Origin of the sequence: Halomonas sp. DP4Y7-1, from assembly GCF_019800705.1 — a bacterium.
Classification (GTDB): domain Bacteria; phylum Pseudomonadota; class Gammaproteobacteria; order Pseudomonadales; family Halomonadaceae; genus Halomonas; species Halomonas litopenaei_A.
Genome location: NZ_JAHVKS010000007.1, coordinates 1 through 25,243 on the forward strand (window position 1 = coordinate 1; position 25,243 = coordinate 25,243).

A 25,243-nucleotide genomic window follows, 5' to 3' on the forward strand; every position below is an offset into this window, starting at 1 on the left:
TGACGACCATAGCGAGTGGGAACCACCTGATCCCTTGCCGAACTCAGAAGTGAAACCGCTCAGCGCCGATGGTAGTGTGGGGTCTCCCCATGCGAGAGTAGGTCATCGTCAGGCATTTATTCAGAAGAACCCCGATTATCGAGAGATGGTCGGGGTTTTTCGTATGCATGGGCTCTTGATACGTTCAGCCGCTCTTTATTTGTGGGGCCGCGCCGATAACCCCCTCGGCGCGGTCCGGCCTGGCCCTTTTCAAGGGTGGGCTCATGGCGTTCGCCACCCCTTGCAGCTTCGCTGCAGCCCTTGCAAAGAGCTCCAGGGTGGCTCACCCCCATGCGACTCCCCTGTAGGGAACAGGGGAGAACCGCCGCAGGCGGGCCCTGAGGAACGAAGGGCGAGTCTCAGGGATGAGGCGAGTAGAGACATTGATATCTAAGCGTCATCGTCAGGCATTTATTCAGAAGAACCCCGATTATCGAGAGATGGTCGGGGTTTCTTAATTTAAAAAGCCGCATGCATGGGCTCTTGATACGTTCAGCCGCTCTTTATTTGTGGGGCCGCGCCGATAACCCCCTCGGCGCGGTCCAGCCTGGCTCTTCTCAGGAGCGGGCTCGTGGCGTTCGCCACCCCTTGCAGCTTCGCTGCAGCCCTTGCAAAGAGCTCCAGGGTGGCTCACCCCCATGCGACTCCCCTGTAGGGAACAGGGGAGAACCGCCGCAGGCGGGCCCTGAGGAACGAAGGGCGAGTCTCAGGGAGGAGGCGAGTAGAGACATTGATATCTAAGCGTCATCGTCAGGCATTTATTCAGAAGAACCCCGATTATCGAGAGATGACCGGGCTTCTTTATTAACAGGCAGACCGCGCTATAGGAGAGAACGTTCTGGCGGCAGCTGGCCTCGCTCGAAGGCGTTCAGGCTTTCCATGGTCGTGGAAGCAATCTCGGCAAGGGCTTCCTGGGTGAAAAAACCTTGGTGCCCGGTAACGACGACATTCGGGAAGCTGATCAGCCGGGCAAAGATATCGTCCAGTGGTATATCGTCGCTATGATCCTCAAAGAACATACCTGCCTCTTGCTCGTAGACGTCGAGCCCCAGGTAACCAAGCTTGCGCGTCTTCAAGGCATCGATACAGGCACGGCTATCGATCAGGGCACCGCGACTGGTGTTGATCAACATGACGCCATCCTTCATGGCGGTGAACGCCGCCGCATCGATCAGGTGATGTGTCTCTGGCAACAAGGGGCAATGCAGGGAGACGATATCGCTCTCCTTCAGTAGTCGCTCCAGTGCCACCCGTTCGATGCCTGCGGGTACTGGATGTGCATCTGTCACCAACACACGGCAGCCGAAGCCTCTCAGGATGCGATCCAGTGCCTGTCCGATCTGGCCGTAGCCGACGATGCCGACTGTCTTGCCCGACAGGTTGAAGCCGAGCAGGCCATTGAGGTCGAAGTTATCTTCCCTGACTCGATTGTAGGCCTTGTGAATCTTTCGGCTTAGCGAAAGCATCAGTGCCACACAGTGCTCTGCTACCGCTTCAGGACTGTAGGCGGGGACGCGACACACCTGAATATTGAGACGTTTCGCTGCCTCGAGGTCGATGTTGTTGAAGCCTGCACAGCGCAACGCCACAAGCCGAACGCCAACCACGGCGAGACGCTCCAGCACCGTGCGGCTCAGATCATCATTGACGAACACGCAAACAGCGTCGAGTCCCTGGCAGAGGGTGACCGTGCGAGCGCTGAGGCGCTGTTCGAAATGAACGAGCTCGACGGATGATGAAGGTGAGTCAGGAAAGAACGGTCGCTCATAAGGCTGTGAACTGAAGAAACCTACCTTGATCATGCAGCGTCTACTCCCAGCGTTGGGTCATGAGTGTCGGTCAGGCGGTGGTCTCATAAAGCTCTATCGGTGTGCCGTCTGGGTCGCTCAGAAAGGTGAAGCGTGCGCCTGTAAACTCGTCGACTCTTACCGGTTCGGGAGTGGCCCCCCGTTCTTTCAGGATCTCAACGCAGGTATCCAGGTCATCCGTCGCAAAGGCTATGTGCCTCAGGCCACAGGCTTCAGGGTAACTTGGACGGGCCGGGGGAGAGGGAAAGGAGAAAAGCTCGAGTTGAATGTTGCCAGGCAACAGAAGATCCAGCTTGTAGCTATCGCGGTCACTGCGATATGCCTCATTCAAGACGTGTGCGTCGAGTACCTCGATATAGAAACGCTTGGCACATTCATAGTGGGCAGTGATCAGTGCCACATGGTGAAGACGACTCAAGGGTAGACGAGCGGTCATGGACAACCTCGGAACGGTGGGCGCCGTGACGGCGCCCTGTTCAACTCAGCGGCACAGAATTTCCAGCACTTCGACCAGGGAGTCCATCTCATCGTCGGTGCCGATGGAAATGCGCAGGTAATGGCGAAGGGCTTCGGTATTGAAGTGACGCACCAGCACGCCGCGCTCACGCAGGCCCAGAAAGAGCTGCGCTGCATCGTGCTCCGGGTGTGTGGCGAGGACAAAGTTGGTCTGTGAAGGCAGCACCTCGAAACCAAGCTGCGCCAGGCGCTGACGGGTGCGTTCCCGCGTGGTGATGACGGCTTGCCGAGTGGCTTCGAAATAGTCGGTATCTTCCAGTGCGGCGATCCCGACCGCGCTTGCCAGCGCGTCGACCGGATAGGAATTGAAAGAGTCCTTCACGCGAATCAGGCCTTCGATCAGTTCCGGGGAACCGACGGCGTAGCCAAGCCTCAGTCCCGCTAGGCTGCGCGACTTGGAGAAGGTGCCTGTTACCAGCAAGTTGGGGTAGCGCTCCACGAGGGGCACCGCACTTTCTCCACCAAAGTCGACGTAGGCCTCGTCCACCAGCACGACCCGGTCCGTCACCTTTTCGAGCAAGGCGGCAATGGCCTCACGTCCGTGGCCATGTCCGGTGGGAGCGTTGGGGTTGGCGAAAATGACGCCACCGCTATCGCTGGCCAGCGCGTCCAGGTCAACGCTCCAGTCATCGTTCAGGGGAAAGGTGCAGCTATCGATGCCGTACATGCGGCAATAGACAGGATAAAAACTGTAGGAAATGTCCGGCATGGCCAGTGGCCGCTCTTGCCGGAAAAACGCCTGGAAGGCCAGCGCCAGTACTTCATCTGAACCATTGCCGGCGAACACGTGGTCGGCCGTGGTACCGAGCGCATGGGCCAGGGAGTTCCGCAAGGCACTCGACGTAGGATCCGGGTAGCGCCTCAAGTGGTCTGGCGAAAACTCACGCAGCGCACGCTCCACCCCAGGTGCGGGAGGATAGGGGTTCTCGTTGGTGTTGAGCTTGATCAGCTTCTCGCGGGGCTGCTCACCCGGTACGTAGGGGGTTAGCTCCCTGACGCTTGGACTCCACAACTTGCTCATGGTCTCTCGCTTGGCAGAGGTAGAAGGCGTGTTTACCACTTTGGTCATGGTGACCGCTGCCACCGCCCTGCGCAAGTCGCCGGCATGATACGCTGCGCCTGCTGAGCCATTCGCCGCCTAAGGGATTCCATGACTGCCCAGATCCTTGCCACTTTGCTGCCGGTCTTTTTGATATCTGGCGCCGGGACCCTCTATGGGCGCCTGCGTTCCCCCGATATTCGGAGCCTCAACACCCTTAACATGGAGCTTTTCGTTCCCATGCTGGTGTTTGTGGTGCTGGCGGATCGAAAGGCGCCGCTGGAAGAGTATGCGTGGCTGGCTCTGGCGGGCGCCATCATTGTGTTGGGGTCTGGCTTGCTGGTCTGGCCGATCGTCAAGTGGCTGAAACTCGACGCCAAGACGGTCGTGCCCCCGATGATGTTCAACAACTCGGGCAACATGGGCATACCTTTGCTCATTTTGGCATTTGGCGAGGAGGCGCTGCCGGCCGCGGTGGTGTTGTTTATCGTCGAGATGGTGCTGCATTTTTCACTGGGGCTGAAGATGCTCAGCCCGCATACGCCGCTCTGGCGTCTGATGAGAATGCCCATCGTGCTGGCCAGCCTGGCCGGGCTTGCGGTCAACCTGTCTGGCCTGGCGCTGCCAAGCTGGTTGCTGGAAGCCATGCACATGCTGGGCGGCGTCTGTATTCCGCTGCTGCTGTTCGCCTTGGGTGTGCGTATGCTGGATATCGACTTTGGAGACTGGAAAATCGGGCTGTTGGGCGCGCTGCTGTGCCCACTGTCAGGACTTTTGCTGGCATGGCCATTGATCGCACTGTTCGAGCTGGAAGGACTCAAGGCAGCGTCACTGTGGGTCTTTGCAGCACTACCGCCGGCGGTGCTCAATTATCTGGTGGCCGAGCAGTACCGCCAGCAGCCACATACCGTGGCGTCGCTGGTGCTGATCGGCAATCTGGGTAGCCTGATCGTCATGCCGATCGTACTGGGACTGATCTTTGCCCATGTGATGCCCCCAGTGTCCTAAGTGCAGGACAACACAGGGCTGTGCGCAGGGAAGCAGGGAGGTTATGCTGTCGTCAGGCTGCCGATTCGTCGGTTCCATGCTCAATGGTTAGGAGGACTTATATGCAACTCAGGACTTTGCTGGCGGGATCCGCCATGCTCGCCCTTTTGGCCGGCTGTGCGAGTGGCCCCAGCGATGACACTGCCGGTGGTGAAGCCATCCAGGCAACGTCTGCGACCTATCAGGGTACCCTGCCGTGCCGCAACTGCGACGGCATCGCCCTGACTGTCACCATGGACGGTGAAGAGCAAGGTGCTCCGGCACAGCGCACCTTCGATCTGACCGCTGCCTACCAGAACCACCCCCAGAATCCGCCGAACGAGAACTACTCCGGCAACTGGGATGTGTTGACCGGTACCGCAGACAACCCGGAAGCCACCGTTTACGAGCTGGTGCCTAACGGAGAAGGTCAGACCTACTACTTCATGCGTGTCAATCCGCAGACGCTGGAGCTGATCGATCCGCAGCGTCGTCGTTTCCAGAACAATGACATGCTGCAGCTGACTCGCCAGCAGTAAGCGCGACGGCCAGTGACAAAAGGGCAGCCTTCGGCTGCCCTTTTGCGTGGTACGGTGCGGTTAAGCCAGCGCTGTCGCTTGAGAGTCGCCCTTGCGCTGATCACCTAGGCGGCGTCGCAAGCATCGGTCGGTCCCCTCGGCTCCCTATTACGACCTGTTTGGCAGGCCGTTGACCGTTGACCGTTGACGGCGAGCCCGCCAGAGAATGAGAGAGAACGTTTATGGCCAAGGCCAAGAGCGCCTTTGTATGCACTGAATGCGGTGCCGAGTATCGCAAGTGGCAGGGCCAATGTTCCGCGTGTCAGGAGTGGAACACCCTGAGCGAGGTGCGCTTGTCGTCACCGGCCCGCAGCGGAACAAGCGCTGGTACAAGTGGCCGAGGCGGATATAGCGGTAGCCTGTCGACGGAGGTGATCGATCTTGCCAACGTCGACCTGTCCGAAGTGCCAAGGCTGTCGTCCACCTTTGCCGAATTTGACCGGGTGCTGGGTGGCGGTCTGGTGCCCGGATCGGCCGTGCTGCTGGGCGGACACCCGGGGGCCGGCAAGTCGACGCTGCTACTGCAGACCGCCTGCAAGTTGGCCCAGCAGCGCAGCGTGCTGTATGTGACCGGCGAGGAATCGCTATCTCAGGTCGCCATGCGCGCCCACCGGCTGCAGCTGCCAACCCAAGGGCTCAAGATGCTGGCGGAGACCAGTATCGAGACCATTCTGGCGGTGGCAGAGCGTGAGCGTCCCGAGGTGCTGGTGATCGACTCTATCCAGACCATGCACCTTGAGGACATTTCGTCTGCGCCTGGTGGCGTTGCCCAGGTACGTGAGTCCGCGGCGGCGCTGACGCGTTTTGCCAAGCAGTCGAACACGGTGCTGCTGCTGGTGGGGCACGTCACCAAGGATGGCACCCTGGCGGGCCCGAAGGTGCTTGAGCACATGATCGATGCCTCATTGTTGCTCGAAGGTGGCGCCGACTCGCGCTTTCGTACCTTGCGCGGGCAGAAGAACCGCTTTGGCGCGGTCAACGAGCTGGGCGTCTTTGCGATGCTGGAACATGGCATGAAAGAGGTGAAGAACCCCAGCGCCATCTTTCTGTCGCGTCAGCAGGAGCAGGCGGCGGGCAGTCTGGTCATGGTGGTATGGGAGGGTACCCGGCCCATCCTGGTGGAAGTACAGGCCTTGCTGGACGAGTCGGCACTGGGCAACCCGCGCCGCGTTGCGGTCGGGCTCGACGCCAACCGCCTGTCGATGTTGCTGGCGGTGCTGCACCGTCACGGCGGCCTGTTCACCGGGGATCAGGACGTGTTTCTCAATGTGGTCGGAGGCGTCAAGGTGCTGGAAACCAGCGCCGACCTGGCCGTCCTGCTGGCGGTGGTGTCCAGCCTGCAAGGTCGCGCGCTACCGCGGGAGCTGGTGGTGTTCGGCGAGGTGGGGCTGTCTGGGGAGATTCGTCCGGTGCCAAGTGGCCAGGAACGCATTGTCGAAGCCGCCAAGCATGGTTTTACCCGCGCCATCGTGCCGCGAGGAAACGCGCCCAAGACCTCTCCCCAGGGCATGGAAGTGGTGCCCGTGGACAAGCTATCCGACGCGCTGGAAGTGCTGTAGCCCGGCGGCTTGCACGAAAGATCGCTCGAATGCATCGCACCGAGGCGCCGCACCAGCACGTTCCCGCAGCGCCGCAAGGCAGGCCCTGAACCCGTGGCAGGCTTCCTCGTGGCGCAGATGACATGTCAGGGGCCAGCCACACGCCGGGCCGCGTTGTGCGGTTCGGCTGGTGTAGAATGGGCCTATCACTGCCAAGGAGGTTTACATGAGCGCCATCCGCTTGACCCAATACAGTCACGGTGCAGGCTGTGGCTGCAAGATCGCCCCTGACGTGCTCGATGGCATCCTGGCCAAGGCAGGCCCGGGGGCGAGTCACTCGCAGATGATCGTGGGCAATCAGGGGCGTGAGGATGCCGCTGTCTTCGACCTGGGGGATGGGCGTGGCATGATCAGTACCACCGACTTCTTCATGCCGATTGTCGATGACCCCTTCGATTTCGGGCGTATCGCCGCCACCAATGCCATCAGTGACGTCTACGCCATGGGCGGCGACCCGGTGATGGCGCTGGGCATCCTGGGCTGGCCGCTGGACAAGCTTGGGCCGGATATTGCCGGTGATGTCGTGGCAGGTGCTCAAGCCGTGTGTCGGGAGCTGGGCCTGGCCCTTGCCGGAGGGCATTCCATTGATGCGCCTGAGCCCATCTTTGGCCTCTCCGTCAACGGGTTGGTAGATCTCAAGCACCTCAAGCTCAACAAGGGAGCCAAGCCGGGGGACCTGCTGTTTCTGACCAAGCCGCTGGGGGTTGGCATGCTGACCACCGCCGAGAAACAGGGCCTGTTGCAAAGCGGTCATCATGGCCTGGCGCGCGAGACCATGCTGGTCAGCAACAAGATTGGGGCGTCGCTGGCGCGTATCGAGGGCGTCAATGCGATGACGGATGTCACCGGCTTCGGCTTGGCAGGCCATCTCTCTGAGGTATGCGCGGCCAGTGGCGTAGCGGCTCGCATTGATTTCCGGCGGCTGCCTCGTCTGGCCGAGGCCGAAGCTTATCGCCGCCAAGGGGCCGTGCCCGGCGGCACCCGCCGCAACCGCGAAGCCCTGGGCGCCAGCTTGCCCGCGATGGACGAGGCACACTGGCAATGGTTGTGCGATCCGCAGACCTCCGGTGGCCTGTTGATCTCCGTACACCCCTCCTGGGAAGACGACGTGGAGCGCGTGGGTCGCGAGTTCGGCATCGAACTGGCCCCCTTCGGTGAGGTGGTCGAGGCCCGTGGCGACGCCTTGATCGAGGTGCGCGGATGACACTGCCGCTGGTACCGGCAGATCTCGGACTGCTGGTCGAGGGAAGAACCTTGATCGACGTGCGGGCGCCGGTCGAGTTTGCCCAGGGTAGCCTGCCTGGCGCGGTCAACCTGCCGTTGATGAATAACGACGAGCGCCACCGGGTCGGAATTGCCTACAAGGAATCTGGCCAGGATGTGGCCATCGCGTTGGGTGAGCGCCTGGTGTCCGGCGAGGTCAAGCAAGCCCGCGTCGATGCCTGGCGGAACCAGCTGGCGTCCACGCCGGACGCCATCATCTATTGCTTTCGCGGTGGGCTTCGCTCCCAGATCGCGCAGCGCTGGCTGATGGAGTCAGGGATTGAGCGCCCGCGCATTGAAGGCGGTTGGAAGGCCATGCGCCAGGGACTGTGCGCGCGTATCGACGAGGCTGCCCGTCAACCGATGCTGGTCGTGGGCGGGCTGACCGGGTGTGCCAAGACCGCCCTCGTCCAGGCGCTGGACAATGGGCTGGACCTGGAAGGGTGTGCCCGCCACAAGGGCTCTGCGTTTGGCCGGCATCCCTTGATCGCACCCAGCCAGATCGACTTCGAACATGACATGGGGCGGCGCCTTCTCTCGTTGCACGGCCCTATGGTGCTGGAAGATGAGTCGCGCCACATCGGTGCCGCCAACATACCCTTGGCGTTCTGGCGAGGCATGGAAGTGGCGCCGCGGATCCGGGTGGAGATGCCCCTGGACTGGCGGCTGAATCAGATCCACAAGGACTATATCGACGACCTGTGGACGGTTTACCGCCAGCAGTTCGGCGAAGTGCTGGGCTGGAAACTGATGCGCAAGCAGCTGTCTTCGGCCCTCGGGCGGCTCAAGAAACGCCTGGGAAGCGCCCGCCTGGCCAGGCTCGAGCGCTTGCAGGCGCTGGCGTTTCGCGAGCACCAAGCCGGCAATCGCCAGGCCCATGAGGCCTGGCTGGCGCCCCTGCTGACCGAGTACTACGATCCGATGTACCGCTACCAGCTTGAAAAGCACGGGGAGCGAGAGTTCCTGCACGTTGGCGATTGGGACAGTTGCCTCGACTTCGCCCGCCACTGGAGCCAGCAGCGGGCAGCGGCAAGCTGAAGGTGCTTCAACCGGCCGGCGCGCTGCGCAACCACTGGCTGAGCAGGCGATCCAGCAGCGGTGCCAGTGTATCGAGCCGCTGGGTGGCGTCCACGATATCCTGGCCTGAGGGTGACGCGGGAGGTGGCTCAGCCCCTTCCGGCGGTGGAATCTGGGACAGCAGCGCCTGCAGGCTCTCGCTATGGTGATGCAGATGGCAGGCGAGTCCTACGACGCGGCCCGAGTCCCAGGAAAATCCCAGCACGGGGCTCGACGCCGTGCCGCCTAGGGGCAAGGCATCGTCGGGTAGGCCAAAGACTTGGCGGTGCCATAGCAGAGCGGAAAAATCGTCGGGTAGGTCGAAGGGGCTGTCATCGGCGAGGTGAACGACGTGCCAGCCGATCTCGGCACGGGTGCCCCGGCCCACCGGTGCGCCCAGTGCCGCAGCGATACGCCGGGCCCCGCTACCCAGGCCAAGCAAGGGTTTCTGGCCGTCCAGCGCCTGGTCGATCAGCTTGCGTTCAGCCTTGAGCCATGGCGCAGAGGTCCGCTCCTCCAGGTCATCGAGAATGATCAGGGCATCGCAATCGCCGGGGCGTGGGACCAGTTCACCGTCGTAGAGATGGAAGATGGTGAAGCTGTGTCCCATGCTGGTCAGCCAGTCGCCGATGCGTGCGGGGCCCAGGTGTGGATGGTGCTGCAGCAGATGAAGGTGCATGGGGCCTCGCTCCAGTGCCGGGCCGAATCCTTCGGCCCTCGATGAAAATGCAACCAGAACCAAAGGTTACATGAATCCGAACGTTCGAGAACAGATCCTCACGATCATCAGTGAGATTCCCCCTGGTCGGGTGACCAGTTACGGTCGGATTGCTGCCATGACCGATGGCGCGACCGCCCGCATGGTGGCGAGGGCGCTGCGCGACCTGCCTTCCGGGCATGGCTTGCCCTGGTTCAGGGTCGTCACCGCGTCGCGTAAGCTGGCAGACCATGGGGGTGCAGACGAGCAACGCAATCGATTAATGGACGAAGGGGTGGCGTTTGATGCCCGCGGACGCATTGCCCAGGATCGGTTCTGGCCATAGCCTGGAGCCGCAAGCCCCAGCAGTGAGCCCCAGCGATAAACCAGCGTCAACATTCCCAGGCCATGACGTCGAGACGCGACGTCAGCCGTCGAACTCTCGAGATTGAGGCCATACAGGAGCCGTCATGGCGAAACCAGGATTTCACCAGCGCTTGCAAGCGCTGTCCCTCCGACAGCAGCAGGGCTTCATGGCCGCGCTGACCGAGCGCATGTTGCCCAACTATGCGCTCTATGCCGATACCAGTGGCCACGGAGATATTTCCGGCATGCGCGTGATTCTGGACCTGGTCTGGGAGCAGCTGACCGTCAAGGACGCGCGGATCGACTTCGACCGTCAGGCCGAAAAGCTGGCGGAGCTTGAACCGCCGGCGGATGACGACAGCTTTGGTGCGCGGCGTGCACTGGATGCCGTGGTGGCACTGTCGGCGATACTCGACACCATGCGGGGTGACGCTCCGGACGCCGTGCTTGAGGTGAGCCGGGTGTCGCGCGCCGCGGTGCGTGGGTTTATCGAGCTGACGGAAGGCGAAGATGATGCCGAGCGCTTGGCGCAGGTGGTCAAGACGCACCCGCTGATGGAAGACGAAAACGATTTTCAGGATGCAGCGTTGGAGGAGGCCGAAGCAGAGCCCTCCAAGAAACAGATGAAAGTATTGAAGAAGCTGGGCCGCAATGGCGGTGTCAGCAATCTCGGGCTGACGCTGGACTGAGCCTGTCGGCGGTCCAGGCAGACCGCCTCTTGCATGTCGCCCCCGCCAGGGACTACCTGACGGGGGCGACATGCTTAGGGCACCTTGTAGCACTTATCTTGCCGTGCCCCTTAGAGGCTATCTCGCGGGCCGGCTGTTCAGGCAGGCCACGCCAGGCCTGTACCGGGCGAGGATGCACCTAGAGGCGCATGGTGATGCCTCTGTCGGCCATGTAGCGCTTTGCCTCAGGGATAGTGTACTCGGCAAAGTGGAAGATACTGGCGGCGAGCACAGCGTCGGCATGACCTTCGCTGACGCCCTCGACCAGGTGATCCAGATTGCCGACGCCGCCGGAAGCGATGACTGGCACGGCCACGGCGTCGCTGATCGCGCGGGTCACGCCCAGGTCGAAGCCAGCCTTGGTGCCATCCCGGTCCATGCTGGTAAGCAGCAGTTCACCGGCGCCGTACTCCACCATCTTCTTTGCCCACTCGACCGCATCCAGACCTGTCGGCCGGCGACCGCCGTGGGTGAAGATCTCCCAACGGGCGGGTTCGCCGTCGGCGCTGACCCGCTTGGCATCGATGGCCACGACGATGCACTGGCTGCCGAAGCGCTCTGCGGCTTCCCTCACGAAGTCGGGATTGGTCACCGCCGCAGTATTGATCGAGACCTTGTCGGCACCGGCGTTGAGCATGGTGCGGATATCGTCACAGGTGCGAATGCCACCACCCACGGTAAGTGGGATAAAGACTTCGCCAGCGATGCGCTCGACCATGTCGACGGTGGTATCGCGATCCTCGTGGCTGGCGGTGATGTCGAGGAAGGTGATCTCGTCGGCGCCCTGCTGGTTGTAGCGCTGGGCCACTTCCACCGGGTCGCCGGCGTCACGAATGCCGACAAAGTTGACGCCCTTGACCACGCGTCCGGCATCAACGTCGAGACACGGAATGATGCGCTTGGAAAGTGCCATGGAGCCTCCTCAGACCTGGGTCAGTTCGTCGCACAGGCGCTGGCCTTCAGCCACATCCAGACTGCCTTCGTAGATGGCGCGGCCGGTAATGGCACCAAGGATACCTGGCTCGCCTGCCGCGATCAGGGCACGCAGGTCATCCAGGTTGGTGACACCGCCCGAGGCGATGACCGGGATACCACCATCTCGCGCCAGGGCGGCGGTGGCTTCCACGTTGACGCCATTCATCATGCCGTCGCGCGCAATATCGGTGTACACAATGCTGGAGACGCCGTCGTCGGCAAAGCGCTTGGCCAGGTCCACGGCCAGCACTTCCGATACCTCAGCCCAGCCATCGGTCGCCACGCGTCCATCATGGGCGTCGAGGCCGACGATGATGTGGCCAGGGAAGGCGCGGCACATCTGCGTGACGAAGTCCGGTTCCTTGACCGCCTTGGTGCCGATGATGACCTGGGAAACGCCGGCGGTCAGATAATGCTCGATGGTCTCCGCACTGCGGATACCCCCACCGATCTGGATAGGCAGGTCGGGATAGCGCCGCGCAATGGCGGTGACGGCTTCGCCGTTGACCGGATGTCCCTCGAAGGCGCCATTGAGATCGACCAGATGCAGACGGCGCGCGCCAGCCTCGACCCAACGGGCGGCCATGGCGACCGGATCGTCACCGTAGGTGGTGGCCTCATCCATACGGCCTTGCTTGAGACGGACGCACTGCCCATCCTTGAGATCGATGGCGGGAATTACCAGCATGTTGTGTCCTCGGGGGGGTGCCTAGAGTGTGCCTAGAGTGTGCCTGTAGAGCTGCGTGAGACGATAATCAGGGGAACGCGTGCCGCCATGCCACCGCAAACGCTGTGGGCGGGGTGGCTGGGCGGTGTCGAATCGCGACCCGGTCAGGGCGTCCATTGCACAAAGTTCTCGAGCAGCCTCAGGCCGTCACGAGCGCTCTTTTCGGGATGGAATTGCACCGCAAAGGTAGCGTCACGGCCGACGGCCACGTGCGCGCTGACGTTGCCGTACTCCGTAGTACCGAATACCTGCTCGTCCTGCTCTGCGGCGACATAGTAGCTATGCACGAAGTAAAAGTGTGCGCCGGGCTCGATACCGTTCCACAGCGGGTGAGCGTTAGGCTGCTGGACCAGGTTCCATCCCATGTGCGGCACCTTGAGGCGAGCCCCTTGAGTGTCCTGCATGTCCAGCGGGAACTTGCGGACCTGACCGGACAGAAAGCCCAGGCAGTCGATGCCACCATTCTCGTCGCTGTGGTCCATCAGCATCTGCTGGCCCACACAGATACCCAGCAGAGGCTTCGACTGGCTAGCCAACAGCTCCCGTACCAGTCCGCTCAGCTCGGTCCGTTCAAGCTCTCCCATGCAGTCGCGGATGGCGCCTTGGCCTGGCAGTACGACGCGAGTCGCCCCCTGGATCGAGCGGGCATCGCGGGTCACCAGCACATTTTCGTGGGTGACGTGTTCCAGTGCCTTGGCGACAGAATGGAGATTGCCCATCCCGTAGTCGATGACGGCAATGGTCATGAAGCGCTCCTTGATGGTTGGCCCCGAGGCGCCTCCGTCGGAGATCACCTCAGATGTTGTGATTCTGGCGGAGTTGGCCGCAGGCGACCGAGTTACAGGCTACCCTTGGTAGAAGGCATCTTGCCCGCCATGCGAGGGTCTTCGGCAGCGGCCATGCGCAGCGCTCTACCAAACGCCTTGAAGATGGTCTCGGCCTGGTGATGGGCATTGAAGCCTTTCAGGTTGTCGATGTGCAGGGTGACCTGGGCATGGTTGACGAAGCCCTGGAAGAATTCCCAGAACAGCTGGGTGTCGAAGCGACCAATGGTGGCGCGGGTGAAGTCGACATTCATGAACAGGCCTGAGCGGCCGGAGAAGTCGATGACCACGCGAGACAGGGCTTCATCCAGAGGCACATAAGCGTGGCCGTAACGGTAGATACCGCGCTTGTCGCCGATGGCCTTGGCGAATGCCTGTCCCAGTGTGATGCCAAGATCCTCGACGGTATGGTGGTCGTCGATGTGCAGGTCACCGGTGACGTCGATGTCCAGGTCGACCATGCCGTGGCGAGCCACCTGGTCGAGCATGTGATCGAGGAAGGGAACGCCGCTTTCACCCTTGAGGTTGCCTTCGCCATCCAGGTTGAGGGTGACGCTGATCTGGGTTTCCTTGGTGTCACGGCTGACCGTGGCAATACGCTCGGACATGTCGTCTCCTGCGCTCGCGCGCATGTCGAATATGAGGCCTTGATTCAGGGCGGGCCGCTCGCGGTGCGAGGCGCACAAGGCTGCCATTATAGTGAATCCGCGCCCCCATCCGCTACAATGCCACCATTCCAGTGGCGGCTTGCGCCGCCCTCCGGCCAAGGGAGACAGCTTATGCCGGTGACTCTCTATCGCGTCGACCGGGATGTCTGGGACGCCGATGAACAGGTGAGGATCGACCTGACTCGAATTTATGCCGATGCGCCAGAAGACCGCATCCAGCTACCCCCGGGGACTTACGTTACCGGTCAGCTTGAGCGAGGCTTCTTCTGGACGGCTCGTTTCAACGAGCGGCTGCTGGGGGCAGTGGCCGTCAGCCAAGGCGATGACCGCTGGCATATGCGTGACCTGTGTGTGCGCAAGACGACGCGTCGGCGTGGCGTGGGCTCGCGATTGCTGGCTTTGATCAGCGCAGCCGCCAACCAAGAAGGCATGAAGCTCAGCGTGGCGGCGTCCCAATTGACGCTGGCCGACCAGATGCTGCTCAAGCGCCTGGGGTATCAACTGACGCGTAGCGGTGATGATTTTCAACTCGACCTGCCCACGGGAGAAAGCGGCACATGAAACGTCTTGTAAGAACCCTTCTGGCGGTCGTCGGCGTCCTTGCGCTGGTGACGGTGGGAGCGGTGGTTTACGTCACCACCTTCTTCAATCCGGAAGACATGAAGCCGCGGCTGGTGGCGGTGGTGCAGGAGCATACCGGGCTGGATCTGTCGCTCGAAGGCCCGCTGGAGTGGTCCTTCTATCCACGTATCGGCGTCAGTGTGGCTCAGGCCGAGGCGCGCCTGGCCGACCAGCCTGATGATGCGCCGGCCTTCGCCGCGTTTTCTCGGGCATCGGTCAGCCTGGCGTTTACCCCTTTGCTGCGTGGCGAAATCGCCATAGATGGTCTGACGCTGGATGGCCTGACGCTGAACCTTGAACGTGATGCCGAAGGCACGGGCAACTGGGAAGCATTGCTTGAGCGCCTGGAAGACAAGGGACAGGACGCCGAAAAGGCGCTCGCCCCGGCCAGCGCGGGTCCCAATCCCAGCGACGATGGAGGGTTGTCCGTTGCCCTTAACATCGCCAGTGTCGAAGTCACCAATGGTCAGCTGTCCCTGGTGGATCAGCTGGCGCAGCGTGAATGGCAGGCCGACAAGCTCACCATCAATGGCAGCAACGTCAATCCTGATACTGCCTTCCCCCTCAGTTCGACCTTCCAGCTGCGCGTCTACGACCTGGTTGACGGCCAGCACAATGAAGAGGGTGACGCCATCGCCAGTCTGCAGAGTGACGTCTCGCTCGACGCTGACGTCAACCTGGGACTGGCCGACAGTCGCCATGTGCTGACCGATCTTACCCTGGAGACCAGCACGCTGGTGGAAGGAGCAGCGGAACCCCAGGAAGCCACCCTGAGCAGTGAGGAGCTGGTGCTCAACCTGAGCGAACAGCGCGTTCACATGGCACCTAGCCAGCTCGATGCCAGCCTGCTGACTCCCTCCTTGGGGGAAAAACGTGTCGCGCTGGCGCTGGCCTTTCAGCTCGAATCTGATCTCGCTGCAGGGACGGCGCAAGTCAGGGACATTGCCCTGACCGGGCCTGACAGTCTATCGATCAAGGGCAATCTCAACGTGACTGGCCTGAATGACGCTCCGCGCTATGACGGTCAGGTCCGTCTCGCGCCGCTGTCGCTGCATCCCTGGCTGGCCCGGATGGGCGCCATGCCGCGCATGACCAGTGACGAGGCGCTCACCGAAGTCGCCTTGACCAGCCCGGTGGAAGGCACTCTGGAAGGTCTATCCCTTAGCGGACTGACGCTGGTGCTGGATGACAACACCTACTCAGGCAGTCTGTCAGCCGACTTCGACGGGGCACGCCTTGAGGCCGATCTGGATGGCGATCGACTGAACGCCGACAACTACCTGCCCCCACCGCAGCAGGACACGGCGGCTAGTGGTCTGCCGGGCATCAGCGCAGCGCTGGCGCAGGAGGAAGCGCCTGCCATTGTGCCCGCCAGCTTCCTGGCGCAGTTGGACGAGCGCATTTCCCTGTCGTTGGGTCAGCTTGTGCTTGGTGGACAGCAATATCAGGACGTTAGCCTGGAAATGGAAGGGGAAGGCGGCGTTCATCGGCTCACCGAGTTTGCGGCAGGCTTTCATGAAGGCCGCCTGAAGGCGACCGGGTCGCTGGATGCCAGCGGCGACACCCTTGCCTGGCAGCTGGCGCCGGTCATCGAGAGCGTGCGTCTGGAATCGTTGTTGACCTCGCTCGGCCAGCAGCCGGCGCCGGTCAGTGGCTCCCTGGTCGCCAGCGGTGAGCTGACCACCCGGGGGAATGCGCGCCATGAGCTGACCCGCCACCTCAACGGCACGCTGGATACGCGGATCAACGACGGCAGCATTCCACGCGCCAATGTGTCGCGTCAGCTGTGTACCGCAGTGGCCCGTCTCGAGGGTGAGCAGACCACCCGTGAATGGAGTGAAAACACCCGCTTCGACAACATCAGCGCGCGCTTTGTCATTCGTGATGGCGTCGCCCACAACGATGACCTGCTGATTACCCTGCCGGGCATCGAAGTCGCGGGTGGCGGACGCCTGGACCTCGGCGCGCAAACCTTTGACGCCGACGGCGCGGCACGTTTCGTAGATACCGCTGACGCCGCCTGCAGCGTGAATCGGCGTCTCGAGAAGGTGCCCTTTCCGGTGCACTGTGAAGGCTCACTGGAAGGCGACAGCAGCCAATGGTGCCGCTTTGACATGGCGGCATTCCAGAGCAACCTGGGCAACCTGGTCGCTGACGAAGCCAAGGCTCGCCTGAATGAAGAAGTCGAGGATCGGGTGGGCAAGGAGCTCGAGCGACTCGATGAGCGCATCGGTGAAAAAGCTGGCCAGGAACTTCGTGACGCAGTCCGTGGTCTATTTAATTGAGCATCAAGCAAGCCAGTCTCTGCGCCGACCACCGTGTCGGCGCTTTTTTTCGTGTGTATCCTGGTTTGTGATCACTAACTATCTGGTTTTATGAAATATTATACAGAAGCCCCCGGGCGCCCCGATGATCGACAGCAGCATCAGGAGGCCGCGGTGGCGCAACCAGTGCTGACCGGAACGGCCTTTGCTGAACGCCTGCTGGCATGGTTTGACCGGCATGGACGGCATGATCTGCCATGGCAGAAGAATCGCACGGCATATTCCGTGTGGGTCTCGGAAATCATGCTGCAGCAGACCCAGGTGGCCACTGTTATTCCCTATTTCGAGCGCTTCATGCAGCGGTTTCCTGATGTGCAGTCGTTGGCAGAGGCCTCTCAGGATGAGGTGCTCCACCTGTGGACCGGGCTTGGATATTACGCACGAGGCCGGAATCTGCATAAAGCTGCCAGAGAGGTGGTGGAGCAGCATGGCGGAGAGTTTCCGGTCGACAGTGTCGACGCCATGGCAGCACTGCCCGGCATAGGACGATCGACGGCTGGCGCGGTCATCGCTCAGAGCACCGGACGGCGTGCGGTCATTCTGGACGGTAACGTCAAACGCGTGCTGACCCGCCTGCATGCGTTGGAAGGTTGGCCTGGTCGACCTGCCGTGGAGCGACAGCTGTGGACGCTGGCCGACCACTACACACCAACCGAGCGGGTGGTGGACTTTACCCAGGGCATGATGGACCTGGGCGCGACGCTGTGTCGTCGCGGCCAGCCTGAGTGTGAGCGCTGCCCTTTCAACGATGTCTGTGTGGCGCGAGCGCGCAACGAGCAAAAGCGTTTCCCCGAGTCCAAGCCGAAGAAGCGTGTTCCGCTGCGTCAGACCCGAATGCTGGTATTGCGTGACCGGCGTGGTCGTATTCTGTTGGAGCAGCGACCTTCCCAGGGGCTGTGGGGCGGGCTGTGGAGCTTGCCGCAGTTCGACAGCGATGACGAGATCGATACATGGCTCGCCCTGCAGATGGGGCATGCACAAAGGCAGGCGCCGTGGCAGAGCTTTGTACATGTGTTTAGCCACTTCCGGCTCGAGATCACGCCTGTACCAGCGCAAGTAGAGGCGGCGGATCAGGTCGCCGAGGGGCGCATGTGGTACGACCCGGAGGCGCCGGAGTCAGTTGGACTGGCGGCGCCGGTGAAAAAGCTGCTGGAAACGCTGGCGCCCTTTACTCTGCGCCCACCAGGGCCGGAGAGGGCTTAAGCGAGGCCGGCCTGGGCTGCTATGCTCGGGCCAGCTAGCGACCGCTACATCTATTTGGCGCTTCAGCAGACGCTGCATCCACAGGAGAGAGTCATGAGCCAGACCGTATTCTGCCGCAAGTATCAGAAAGAACTCGACGCCCTGCCGTTTCCGCCCTTGCCGGGCAAGAAGGGCCAGGAGATCCAGGCCAGCATTTCGCGTCAGGCCTGGGAGGAGTGGCAGGCGCTGCAGACCCGCCTGATCAACGAGAAGCACCTCAACATGATGGAGCCCAGCAGCCGCGAGTACCTGATGGAGCAGATGGAACGCTTCTTCGACAATCAGGAAACCGACCGCGCAGAGGGCTACGTCCCGCGTGATATCTAGGCTTCAGCCTGCTTCGGTCGTGGTCGCCATCATTTTGAAAGAAAAGGGGTTGACGGAAAACGGAGGAATTGGTTTAATACGTCGCGTTGGCAAGGGGCCAGATAGCTCAGTTGGTAGAGCAGGGGATTGAAAATCCCCGTGTCGGCGGTTCGATTCCGTCTCTGGCCACCAACTCTGCTGGGGTATCGCCAAGTGGTAAGGCACCGGTTTTTGGTATCGGCATGCGCAGGTTCGAATCCTGCTACCCCAGCCACGCCAACCCCGTTTCGGGTGAAGCGCTTAAAGGCGAATCATCAGAGCAGCAAGCGACCGTTAGGTCGACCCGAGCCGGCATAGCTCAGTTGGTAGAGCAACTGACTTGTAATCAGTAGGTCCCGGGTTCGACTCCTGGTGCCGGCACCATCTAAAAGATGGTTGGAAATCAAAAGCTTGTTGCAACATCAAAACCGCCCCTCGAGGCGGTTTTTTTGTGTCTCAAAGAAATCCGACCCTCTATCTCCGGTTAACCTTGAGCGCGTTGTCGTGTAGCTCCCACAACGTGGCGACTGCTGCGGGTAGCGCGATTGGTAAGTGCACTGGGAGGCCGCTTATCGACCCTGCATACCCGTCGCTGACGCCACCGGCATGCAGGGTGCTGTGACCCGTCCACTGCGCACATTCAGTCCCGTGTCAGTGGGTGGTGGGGGCGTCAGCGGGTGGCGACCACGATTCTTCCTTTGATCTGGCCGTCGGTGAGCCGTTCTGCCGCGTCAATCGCCTGTGACAGGGGGATTTCGGTGGCGATCTGCTCGAGGCTGTCATTGGACAGCAGTTCGGCGAGACGCTGCCAGGCGGCCATGCGTATCTCCTTGGGCTGCATCACGCTGTCGATGCCGGCCAGGGTGACGCCGCGCAGAATGAAGGGCATGACCGTACCGGGCAGGTCCATGCCCTGGGCCAGGCCGCAGCAGGTGACGGTGCCGCCATAGCGGGTGGAGGCCACAACATTGCTCAGGGTGTGGCTGCCAACGCTATCGATGGCGCCCGCCCAGCGTTCCTTCTGCAAGGGCTTGCCTGGTTGCACGAGCTCCTGGCGATCGATAATCGTACGGGCCCCGAGGGACTTGAGGTATTCCGCCTCATTGATCTTGCCGGTGGCGGCGACCACCTGGTAGCCCAGCTTGGCCAGCAGAGACACCGCAAAACTGCCGACGCCACCGCTGGCGCCCGTCACCAGGACCTCGCCCTGGTCGGGGGTGACGCCATGACGCTCCAACGCCATGACCGACAACATGGCGGTGTAACCCGCGGTGCCGATCGCCATCGCACTCTTGGTCGAGAAGGCCGTGGGAAGTGGAATCAGCCAGTCACCGTTCAGACGAGCCTTCTCCGCCAGCCCGCCCCAGTGAGTTTCGCCGACTCCCCAGCCGTTCAGCACTACCTGGTCCCCCACCGCAAACTCCCCATGGGACGATGATGTCACCGTGCCGGCCAGGTCGATCCCCGGCACCATGGGAAAGCTGCGCACGACCGGGCCCTTGCCGGTAATGGCCAGGCCGTCCTTGTAGTTCAGCGTGCTGTAGTCCACCGCGACGGTAACATCGCCTTCAGGCAGGTCCTGTTCGTGGATGGATTCGATGGCAACCTGCTGGTGGTCGTCTTCCTTGCGGATCACGATGGCCTTGAACATGGCTGTCTCCTTTTTAGACTGACTGTCTATGAAGTGTCGCGGGAAGGTCCCGCAGGATGCATGGCAGCGGCTTCAGGATGCCGCTCATGAGCGTCAGGGTGCTGGCGAAGTGGGCTGCAGCCCGGCGAGGAAGTGTGACGTGAAGACGTCGATGGGGCGTGGGCCGCGCTCGAGTCTTGCGCGCATGATGGCACCCTCCCACCCAATCCAGAAAGCTTCGGCGAGCAGCATGCAGTTGCTGTCGCCGGCGATATCACCGCGTTGGCGGGCCTCCTCCAGGCACGCGGCAAGGCGCTGCTGCCAGTCTGCCAGGGTCTCGATCAGCCTCTCGCGATAGTGGCTGGGCAGCCCGGCCGCCTCCTGGCCGAGGTTGCCGACCAGGCAGCCGCGACGATACCCATGGCGCGCCATGCCGGCCTTGGCGTCCTCGGCAAAGGCCAGCAGTCGGGTAAGGGGGGGCTGGGAAGCATCCTCCAGGTGGCGCTCGAGCTTGCCCGCAAAGTAGCTGGCATAGCGCTCCATGACCGCCTGGCCGAAGGCTTCCTTGCTGGCGAAGTAGTGGTAGAAGGACCCCTTCGGCACGCCGGCGCGCTTGAGTATTCCCTCCAGGCCAGCACCCAGGTAGCCATGTTCCGTCAGCGTCTCGAGGCCGCTGGCGATCAGGGCGGCCCGGGCATCGCCTTCCTGGGTGCCGATGCGGTAGTCGGTCTTGGGGGGACGCCCTCGGCGCTTGGTGTTTGCGTGAGTCATGGAGAGATTTTAGACCAGGCGTCTATAAAATCAATTGCCACCAAGGTCGAGACCTCCCTGACGGCATGTCTGACGTCGGCAGGCGATGCAGGTCGACAGCGTTGGATACGGGGGGCAGCAGGACGCCTAGAGACGTGATGCGTGGGGGATAGCGCAACATACGAATGGCCAGCGCCCGGAGGGGACGCTGGCCATGGGGATATCGCCTATGTCAGGCGTTGGTTCAGGCCTGGGCTGACAGACTCTCCACGGGGGCACGAGACTCGCTGGATTTACGCATCAAGCTGATGACCACGAAGATGGCCGAGTTGATGACCAACCCACAGAATCCCGGATGCCAGCCGAATGGCGCGTCCACGCCAAATTGCAGCAGCAGGGTGATCACTGCGCCGACACTGAGCCCGATAAAGGCCGCTGTCTGGGACGCACGCCGCCAGAAAAGAGCCCCCAGCAGCATCGGCAGTAGCTGCACAATGATGCCGTAGGCGCCAAGCAGCAGGCTCACCAGTGAGCCAGGATTGGCCAGCGCCAGGAGATAGGCCAGCAGTGAGATCACGATGACGCCATAGCGGGTCATCGACAGCGCCTGTTGCTCGGGCAGGGCGCGCATGCGTGGTGCGAACTGGACGACGTCTCTGACTAGAATGGTGGCGGAGGTATGAGCCAGGTTGGCCGCCGTGGACATGGCGGCGGCCAGCGCGCCGGACAGCGCCAGTCCGATGACCCAGGCCGGCAGGTCAGCCAGCTCCACGACGATGGTCAACAGCACCTGGTCTGGGGATTCCAGCGGCGTATCCGCCAGCAGCACGATACCGGCAAAGCCAATGATCAGCAGCGGCACCAGCAGATAGCTGTAAAGCGGATACAGCACGAACACCCGCTTGAGCGTCCTGACGTCCCGCGCGCTGTAAAACTTCATGAAGATGTGTGGCCACATCACGCAGCCCAGCGCGCTGACCAGTACAGCGGTCGAGAAGGCACCCCAGCCCATTCCGGTAGCGCCCGGCATGGTCAGATACTCCGGTGCCTGATCCTTGATCTGTTGGAACATCTCGCCGACGCCGCCGAAGAACTGCTCGGCTGTCGTCAGTCCGAGGGCCCAGGCGATGACGACCATCATCAAGCCTTGCATCAGGTTGGTCCAGCCGATGCCCTGAAGGCCGCTGGCGTAGACATAGGCGGCCACCACCCCGCATGCCAGCAGGCTGCCGAGCCAGAAGGGGATGGTGCCCGAGGTCGCGGCCTCGAACAGCAGGCCAGCACCGGCGATTTGAATCGTCAGATAGGGAATCATCGCCAGCACACTGACCACACCAATGACCAGTCCCAGCAGGTTTTTCGGCGTGGGGTAGCAGGCAGACAGGAACTCGGCCTGAGTCAGGAACCCGTGGCGCCGACCCAGTCGAGAGATATGCGGTGCAATCAGCCACCAGACAATGACCGCCAGGGTCAGGTAGGCGATGATATAGAACGCCGGAGCGCCCTTGCTGTAGGCCCAGCCGGGAGCGCCGAGAAAGGCAAAGGCAGAGAAGATCTCTGCGCCGAGGATGAAGAACAGCACCAGTAGGCCCATATGTCGCCCGCCCGCCACATATCCTTCCAGCGATGAGGTCTGACCGCGACGGGCGCGCAGGCCGACCAGCAGGACCACCACCAGGTAGCCCACCGTCATCGCGGTGATCAGCATCGAATCACTCATGATCCACCTCCTTCTCGGCGTCCTTGCGATAGGCGATCACCAGGCCGACGAAGAGTGCGAAGACCCAGGCGACGTACCAGAACATGAAGAAGGGCATGCCAAGGATGATGGGGTCGATGCGATTGGCGATAAGAGCCCCTGGCCAGACCATGGCCAGGGTGCAAAGCACGAAGTAGAGCAGCAGGCCTTTCGACGGCATGCCAGTGGAGTGTTTCATGAGAGACCTCTTGTTGTGGATTGTGGTCGTGGACGCTGTTGCCAGCTGATATCCCTGCGGGCGTCAGCTGTGATCGGCCAGCTGTGACCGGCCAGCGGCGATCGGGTCAGGAGGCCTTGGTCAGTCCTTCTAGCGCGATGGCGACCAGCAGTTGGCTGCCGGTAGGAATGATGGCGTCGTTGAAGTCGTAGCGAGCGTTGTGCAACGGCGGAGTGTCCGGCGTGTCGGCGCTGCCCAGGAAGAAGTAGGCACCAGGGCACTGCTCCAGCATGAAGGCGAAATCCTCACCCCCCAGGCTTGGGGCTACCTCTTGCTCCAGCGCCGATTCACCGAGCACCTCGCGGGCCGTATCGATGACATGCTGAGTGGCCTCGGGGTGATTGATGGTGGCGGGGAAAATGCGCTGATGGTCGACCTCGATCTGGCCCCCGTAGGTGGCTGCGACACCGTCGCAGGTACGGGCGATGGCGTCGGCAATGCGGTCCTGTGTGGCCAGGTCGAGGGTGCGGACGGTGCCGCTCAGGCGAACCTCATCGGGAATGATGGCGAAGCCATCGAGTTCTCCGCCCTTGATCCCGCACAGGCTAAGGGCGGCAGGCGACAGCGGGTCGGCATCTCGCGATACCACACTGTGCAATGCCTGAATGAGGGCTCCGGCCATGCGCACCGGGTCGATGGAGAGATGAGGGTTCACGCCACCATGGCCGCCCTTGCCACGGACGCAAATGTCGAGGCGGTCGGTCGCAGCCATGATCGGGCCGGGGCGGATCGCGACTTGGCCCCTGGGCAGGGCGGGCCAGTTGTGCAGGCCGTAGATAGCGTCCATGGGGTAGCGCTCGAACAGGCCGTCCTTGACCATTTCGCGTCCGCCACCCAGGCCCTCTTCTGCCGGCTGAAAGACCAGGTAGACGATGCCGGAAAAGTCGCGGTGGCGAGCCAGGTAACGCGCGGCACCAATCAGCATGGTGGTATGACCATCATGCCCACAGGCGTGCATGATGCCGGGTACTTCGGAGGCATGAGCGTGGTCGCTGGCCTCCTGGATCGGCAGCGCATCCATGTCCGCACGCAGCCCGATGCGACGCCCGTTGTCCGCCGCCAGGCCCTTGATGGTGGCGACCACACCCGTACCGCCCAGACCCTTTTCGTAGGGAATATCCAGGCGTTCAAGCTCTTCACAGACCCGCGCCGAGGTGGCGTGCTCCTTGAACCCGAGTTCGGGGTGGCGGTGAAAATGATGGCGTAGTTCCGTCAGGCTTTGCAGTTGATCGTCGAAGAACGAGGTGTCGATAGTCAGGGTCATGGGATGCCGAAGATGTGTGAATGATGTTCACCATCATGGTCGGCGGCTTTTTATAGATAAAATATTATTATTTTTCTATTACCATGCTTTTATTGTATGGATGTCGGGTGTCTGGCATGCCCCTGGGGGCGTCGGCGCCGGTGGCTGGACCACGAGGAGGCGAGCATGGACTTCAAGCAATTGCGCTATTTCCTGGCGGTGGTCGAGGAGGGCTCGATCTCCCGCGCTGCCCGGGAGATTCCGCTGGCCCAGCCCGCCCTGACGCGGCAACTCAGGCTGCTGGAGGAGTCGGTAGGGGCAACGTTGCTGGAGCGTTCGCGTCACGGTGTCAGCCTCACGGCAGCCGGCAGTGCATTTCACCGAGAGGCGAGGCGGCTACTACGGGAGTTCGAGACGGCCAAGCACGATGCGCGGCGTATCGCCGATGGCCAGCTTGGTCAGCTGCGCTTGGGCGTGACGGTCATGCACCTGTGGGTGCCGCAGATTGTCAGGCTGCTCAATCAGTTTCGTCAAAGCTACCCAGATGTCAGCCTGAAGGTGCAGTCACTGCTGTCTGCCCCACAGGTGGAGGCGCTTCGGCATCATCAGCTGGATGCAGGCATGCTGTTCTTCCCCCCACAGGACGATGATCAGCTCGACAGCCACTGCCTGTATGAAGATCGACTGGTGCTGGTCGTGAGCAAAGGTTCCCGGCTGGCGCGGCACCCGCCGAAGACACTGGCTGAACTGACCGGCGAGGATTTCATCTGGTTCGAGCGAAGCGCGACGCCGGTCTACCACGACAAACTCATCCATGCGTTTCAGCGGCGCGGCTTTACCCCGCATGTGGTTCAGGAAGGGACCGACAATGCGACCATGCTATGCCTGGTGGCGGCGGGTATGGGCTGTACCATCATGCCGGAGATGACCATGACGGGGGCGCCGGAGGGCGTCGTCAGCATCGCGCTGGATGACCTCGACATGGTCTTGCCATTGATGCTGGTGTGGCGGCGAGACGCCAGCCTGCCGGCGGTGCGTCGGCTGATCGACGTTGCCGAATCCCTGGCACTGAGTCGTTGATTACCGCTCAGCTCCTTCCTCTGCCGGCGGGAACGTTGGCGCATAACAGCAGGCCTGGGATCTGCAGCAGACGGCGTCCGCGTCACGGGGACGCCGTCCTATCCCGCTGGGTCGCTGCCCGGTG

At 62.1% G+C, this 25,243-nt stretch carries 25 protein-coding genes, 3 tRNA genes and 1 rRNA gene; 16 read left to right on the top strand and 13 right to left on the bottom strand.

Annotated features, from left to right (window positions below; genetic code table 11):
• Window positions 1–114: ribosomal RNA gene (gene rrf, locus KUV72_RS13555) — 5S ribosomal RNA — on the top strand; the annotation flags it as partial.
• A gap of 746 nt (window positions 115–860) precedes the next feature.
• Here rrf and KUV72_RS13560 read toward each other — a convergent pair.
• The 3 genes from KUV72_RS13560 to hisC are packed head-to-tail and all read right to left on the bottom strand — an operon-like array spanning window position 861 to window position 3,384.
• A complete protein-coding gene (locus tag KUV72_RS13560) occupies window positions 861–1,841 on the bottom strand; it encodes a 2-hydroxyacid dehydrogenase (RefSeq protein ID WP_261317501.1) in 981 nt (326 codons plus the stop codon).
• Between the two features lie 37 nt (window positions 1,842–1,878).
• The gene (locus KUV72_RS13565) at window positions 1,879–2,283 is read right to left on the bottom strand and encodes a VOC family protein (RefSeq protein ID WP_206940775.1); all 405 of its coding nucleotides are present in this window, start codon (window positions 2,281–2,283) and stop codon (window positions 1,879–1,881) included.
• 45 nt (window positions 2,284–2,328) lie between these two features.
• Window positions 2,329–3,384, bottom strand: coding sequence for a histidinol-phosphate transaminase (gene hisC, locus KUV72_RS13570; protein ID WP_222238774.1), 1,056 nt, complete (start codon window positions 3,382–3,384; stop codon window positions 2,329–2,331).
• Between the two features lie 129 nt (window positions 3,385–3,513).
• Here hisC and KUV72_RS13575 point away from each other — a divergent pair, with 129 nt between their 5' ends.
• From KUV72_RS13575 to mnmH, 5 genes are all read left to right on the top strand, one after another.
• On the top strand, window positions 3,514–4,410 hold the full coding sequence (locus tag KUV72_RS13575; RefSeq protein WP_222238775.1) for an AEC family transporter: 897 nt from the start codon (window positions 3,514–3,516) through the stop codon (window positions 4,408–4,410).
• A 101-nt stretch (window positions 4,411–4,511) separates the two neighbouring features.
• The gene (locus tag KUV72_RS13580; protein WP_206940769.1) at window positions 4,512–4,967 is read left to right on the top strand and encodes a copper resistance protein NlpE N-terminal domain-containing protein; all 456 of its coding nucleotides are present in this window, start codon (window positions 4,512–4,514) and stop codon (window positions 4,965–4,967) included.
• 221 nt (window positions 4,968–5,188) lie between these two features.
• Complete coding sequence (gene radA, locus KUV72_RS13585) at window positions 5,189–6,565, top strand: DNA repair protein RadA (RefSeq protein WP_206940767.1); 1,377 nt, start codon at window positions 5,189–5,191, stop codon at window positions 6,563–6,565.
• Between the two features lie 205 nt (window positions 6,566–6,770).
• A complete protein-coding gene (gene selD / locus KUV72_RS13590) occupies window positions 6,771–7,808 on the top strand; it encodes a selenide, water dikinase SelD (protein WP_206940765.1) in 1,038 nt (345 codons plus the stop codon).
• Window positions 7,805–8,905 carry a tRNA 2-selenouridine(34) synthase MnmH gene (gene mnmH, locus KUV72_RS13595; protein ID WP_222238776.1) on the top strand — a complete coding sequence of 367 codons (1,101 nt, stop codon included), beginning with the start codon at window positions 7,805–7,807 and terminating at the stop codon, window positions 8,903–8,905. The genes selD and mnmH overlap by 4 nt, the downstream gene beginning before the upstream one ends.
• 7 nt (window positions 8,906–8,912) lie before the next feature.
• Here the strand turns inward: mnmH and KUV72_RS13600 are convergent, their stop codons facing one another.
• Window positions 8,913–9,602: a type 1 glutamine amidotransferase gene (locus KUV72_RS13600; protein ID WP_222238777.1), complete on the bottom strand. Its 690-nt coding sequence runs from the start codon at window positions 9,600–9,602 to the stop codon at window positions 8,913–8,915.
• A gap of 70 nt (window positions 9,603–9,672) precedes the next feature.
• Between KUV72_RS13600 and KUV72_RS13605 the strand changes: the two genes are divergently transcribed.
• Together KUV72_RS13605 and KUV72_RS13610 are read left to right on the top strand one after the other, a co-directional pair.
• Window positions 9,673–9,966 carry an MGMT family protein gene (locus tag KUV72_RS13605; RefSeq protein ID WP_206940759.1) on the top strand — a complete coding sequence of 98 codons (294 nt, stop codon included), beginning with the start codon at window positions 9,673–9,675 and terminating at the stop codon, window positions 9,964–9,966.
• A 124-nt stretch (window positions 9,967–10,090) separates the two neighbouring features.
• Entirely contained in the window at window positions 10,091–10,675 is a 585-nt protein-coding gene (locus tag KUV72_RS13610; protein ID WP_222163903.1) for a YjaG family protein, read from the top strand.
• A gap of 178 nt (window positions 10,676–10,853) precedes the next feature.
• On the opposite strand, the gene hisF is transcribed toward KUV72_RS13610, so the two are convergent.
• From hisF to hisB, 4 genes are all read right to left on the bottom strand, one after another.
• Window positions 10,854–11,627 (bottom strand): imidazole glycerol phosphate synthase subunit HisF, encoded by a 774-nt coding sequence (gene hisF / locus KUV72_RS13615; protein WP_222163904.1) that lies wholly within the window; start codon window positions 11,625–11,627, stop codon window positions 10,854–10,856.
• Window positions 11,628–11,636: 9 nt separating this feature from the next.
• On the bottom strand, window positions 11,637–12,377 hold the full coding sequence (hisA, locus tag KUV72_RS13620) for a 1-(5-phosphoribosyl)-5-[(5-phosphoribosylamino)methylideneamino]imidazole-4-carboxamide isomerase (RefSeq protein WP_222238778.1): 741 nt from the start codon (window positions 12,375–12,377) through the stop codon (window positions 11,637–11,639).
• Window positions 12,378–12,520: 143 nt separating this feature from the next.
• Window positions 12,521–13,162, bottom strand: coding sequence for an imidazole glycerol phosphate synthase subunit HisH (gene hisH / locus KUV72_RS13625; RefSeq protein ID WP_222238779.1), 642 nt, complete (start codon window positions 13,160–13,162; stop codon window positions 12,521–12,523).
• Window positions 13,163–13,254: 92 nt separating this feature from the next.
• Complete coding sequence (hisB, locus tag KUV72_RS13630; RefSeq protein ID WP_206940750.1) at window positions 13,255–13,848, bottom strand: imidazoleglycerol-phosphate dehydratase HisB; 594 nt, start codon at window positions 13,846–13,848, stop codon at window positions 13,255–13,257.
• A gap of 171 nt (window positions 13,849–14,019) precedes the next feature.
• Here hisB and KUV72_RS13635 point away from each other — a divergent pair, with 171 nt between their 5' ends.
• The 7 genes from KUV72_RS13635 (at window position 14,020) to KUV72_RS13665 (ending at window position 18,824) form a co-directional block, all read left to right on the top strand.
• Window positions 14,020–14,469 carry an acetyl-CoA sensor PanZ family protein gene (locus tag KUV72_RS13635; RefSeq protein WP_206940748.1) on the top strand — a complete coding sequence of 150 codons (450 nt, stop codon included), beginning with the start codon at window positions 14,020–14,022 and terminating at the stop codon, window positions 14,467–14,469.
• A complete protein-coding gene (locus KUV72_RS13640; protein WP_222238780.1) occupies window positions 14,466–16,814 on the top strand; it encodes an AsmA family protein in 2,349 nt (782 codons plus the stop codon). The genes KUV72_RS13635 and KUV72_RS13640 overlap by 4 nt, the downstream gene beginning before the upstream one ends.
• Window positions 16,815–16,967: 153 nt before the next feature.
• Window positions 16,968–18,056, top strand: coding sequence for an A/G-specific adenine glycosylase (gene mutY, locus KUV72_RS13645; RefSeq protein ID WP_315857901.1), 1,089 nt, complete (start codon window positions 16,968–16,970; stop codon window positions 18,054–18,056).
• A 93-nt stretch (window positions 18,057–18,149) separates the two neighbouring features.
• Window positions 18,150–18,422 (top strand): oxidative damage protection protein, encoded by a 273-nt coding sequence (locus KUV72_RS13650; protein ID WP_206940742.1) that lies wholly within the window; start codon window positions 18,150–18,152, stop codon window positions 18,420–18,422.
• A 95-nt stretch (window positions 18,423–18,517) separates the two neighbouring features.
• Window positions 18,518–18,593 (top strand) — tRNA-Phe (locus tag KUV72_RS13655).
• A gap of 7 nt (window positions 18,594–18,600) precedes the next feature.
• Window positions 18,601–18,675 (top strand) — tRNA-Gln (locus KUV72_RS13660).
• Window positions 18,676–18,748: 73 nt separating this feature from the next.
• A tRNA-Thr gene (locus KUV72_RS13665) sits at window positions 18,749–18,824 on the top strand.
• A gap of 286 nt (window positions 18,825–19,110) precedes the next feature.
• Here the strand turns inward: KUV72_RS13665 and KUV72_RS13670 are convergent.
• The 5 genes from KUV72_RS13670 to KUV72_RS13690 all read right to left on the bottom strand — a co-directional run bounded on the left by KUV72_RS13670 (window position 19,111) and on the right by KUV72_RS13690 (window position 24,060).
• Entirely contained in the window at window positions 19,111–20,091 is a 981-nt protein-coding gene (locus KUV72_RS13670; RefSeq protein WP_222238782.1) for an MDR family oxidoreductase, read from the bottom strand.
• A 93-nt stretch (window positions 20,092–20,184) separates the two neighbouring features.
• Entirely contained in the window at window positions 20,185–20,841 is a 657-nt protein-coding gene (locus tag KUV72_RS13675; protein ID WP_222238783.1) for a TetR/AcrR family transcriptional regulator, read from the bottom strand.
• A 223-nt stretch (window positions 20,842–21,064) separates the two neighbouring features.
• Window positions 21,065–22,540, bottom strand: a complete 1,476-nt coding sequence (locus KUV72_RS13680) for a sodium:solute symporter (RefSeq protein ID WP_242520714.1) — start codon at window positions 22,538–22,540, stop codon at window positions 21,065–21,067.
• Window positions 22,533–22,757 (bottom strand): DUF3311 domain-containing protein, encoded by a 225-nt coding sequence (locus tag KUV72_RS13685; RefSeq protein ID WP_224852136.1) that lies wholly within the window; start codon window positions 22,755–22,757, stop codon window positions 22,533–22,535. The genes KUV72_RS13680 and KUV72_RS13685 overlap by 8 nt, the downstream gene beginning before the upstream one ends.
• A 106-nt stretch (window positions 22,758–22,863) precedes the next feature.
• The gene (locus KUV72_RS13690; RefSeq protein WP_222238784.1) at window positions 22,864–24,060 is read right to left on the bottom strand and encodes a M20 aminoacylase family protein; all 1,197 of its coding nucleotides are present in this window, start codon (window positions 24,058–24,060) and stop codon (window positions 22,864–22,866) included.
• 165 nt (window positions 24,061–24,225) lie between these two features.
• Between KUV72_RS13690 and KUV72_RS13695 the strand changes: the two genes are divergently transcribed.
• A complete protein-coding gene (locus KUV72_RS13695) occupies window positions 24,226–25,119 on the top strand; it encodes a LysR family transcriptional regulator (RefSeq protein WP_206940734.1) in 894 nt (297 codons plus the stop codon).
• The last annotated feature ends 124 nt before the right edge of the window (window positions 25,120–25,243 follow it).

Coding starts and splice junctions, on each gene's coding strand:
- KUV72_RS13560 (WP_261317501.1), bottom strand. CDS start 1,841: ATGATCAAGGTAGGTTTCTTCAGTTCACAGCCTTATGAGCGACCGTTC.
- KUV72_RS13565 (WP_206940775.1), bottom strand. CDS start 2,283: ATGACCGCTCGTCTACCCTTGAGTCGTCTTCACCATGTGGCACTGATC.
- hisC (WP_222238774.1), bottom strand. CDS start 3,384: ATGAGCAAGTTGTGGAGTCCAAGCGTCAGGGAGCTAACCCCCTACGTA.
- KUV72_RS13575 (WP_222238775.1), top strand. CDS start 3,514: ATGACTGCCCAGATCCTTGCCACTTTGCTGCCGGTCTTTTTGATATCT.
- KUV72_RS13580 (WP_206940769.1), top strand. CDS start 4,512: ATGCAACTCAGGACTTTGCTGGCGGGATCCGCCATGCTCGCCCTTTTG.
- radA (WP_206940767.1), top strand. CDS start 5,189: ATGGCCAAGGCCAAGAGCGCCTTTGTATGCACTGAATGCGGTGCCGAG.
- selD (WP_206940765.1), top strand. CDS start 6,771: ATGAGCGCCATCCGCTTGACCCAATACAGTCACGGTGCAGGCTGTGGC.
- mnmH (WP_222238776.1), top strand. CDS start 7,805: ATGACACTGCCGCTGGTACCGGCAGATCTCGGACTGCTGGTCGAGGGA.
- KUV72_RS13600 (WP_222238777.1), bottom strand. CDS start 9,602: ATGCACCTTCATCTGCTGCAGCACCATCCACACCTGGGCCCCGCACGC.
- KUV72_RS13605 (WP_206940759.1), top strand. CDS start 9,673: ATGAATCCGAACGTTCGAGAACAGATCCTCACGATCATCAGTGAGATT.
- KUV72_RS13610 (WP_222163903.1), top strand. CDS start 10,091: ATGGCGAAACCAGGATTTCACCAGCGCTTGCAAGCGCTGTCCCTCCGA.
- hisF (WP_222163904.1), bottom strand. CDS start 11,627: ATGGCACTTTCCAAGCGCATCATTCCGTGTCTCGACGTTGATGCCGGA.
- hisA (WP_222238778.1), bottom strand. CDS start 12,377: ATGCTGGTAATTCCCGCCATCGATCTCAAGGATGGGCAGTGCGTCCGT.
- hisH (WP_222238779.1), bottom strand. CDS start 13,162: ATGACCATTGCCGTCATCGACTACGGGATGGGCAATCTCCATTCTGTC.
- hisB (WP_206940750.1), bottom strand. CDS start 13,848: ATGTCCGAGCGTATTGCCACGGTCAGCCGTGACACCAAGGAAACCCAG.
- KUV72_RS13635 (WP_206940748.1), top strand. CDS start 14,020: ATGCCGGTGACTCTCTATCGCGTCGACCGGGATGTCTGGGACGCCGAT.
- KUV72_RS13640 (WP_222238780.1), top strand. CDS start 14,466: ATGAAACGTCTTGTAAGAACCCTTCTGGCGGTCGTCGGCGTCCTTGCG.
- KUV72_RS13650 (WP_206940742.1), top strand. CDS start 18,150: ATGAGCCAGACCGTATTCTGCCGCAAGTATCAGAAAGAACTCGACGCC.
- KUV72_RS13670 (WP_222238782.1), bottom strand. CDS start 20,091: ATGTTCAAGGCCATCGTGATCCGCAAGGAAGACGACCACCAGCAGGTT.
- KUV72_RS13675 (WP_222238783.1), bottom strand. CDS start 20,841: ATGACTCACGCAAACACCAAGCGCCGAGGGCGTCCCCCCAAGACCGAC.
- KUV72_RS13680 (WP_242520714.1), bottom strand. CDS start 22,540: ATGAGTGATTCGATGCTGATCACCGCGATGACGGTGGGCTACCTGGTG.
- KUV72_RS13685 (WP_224852136.1), bottom strand. CDS start 22,757: ATGAAACACTCCACTGGCATGCCGTCGAAAGGCCTGCTGCTCTACTTC.
- KUV72_RS13690 (WP_222238784.1), bottom strand. CDS start 24,060: ATGACCCTGACTATCGACACCTCGTTCTTCGACGATCAACTGCAAAGC.
- KUV72_RS13695 (WP_206940734.1), top strand. CDS start 24,226: ATGGACTTCAAGCAATTGCGCTATTTCCTGGCGGTGGTCGAGGAGGGC.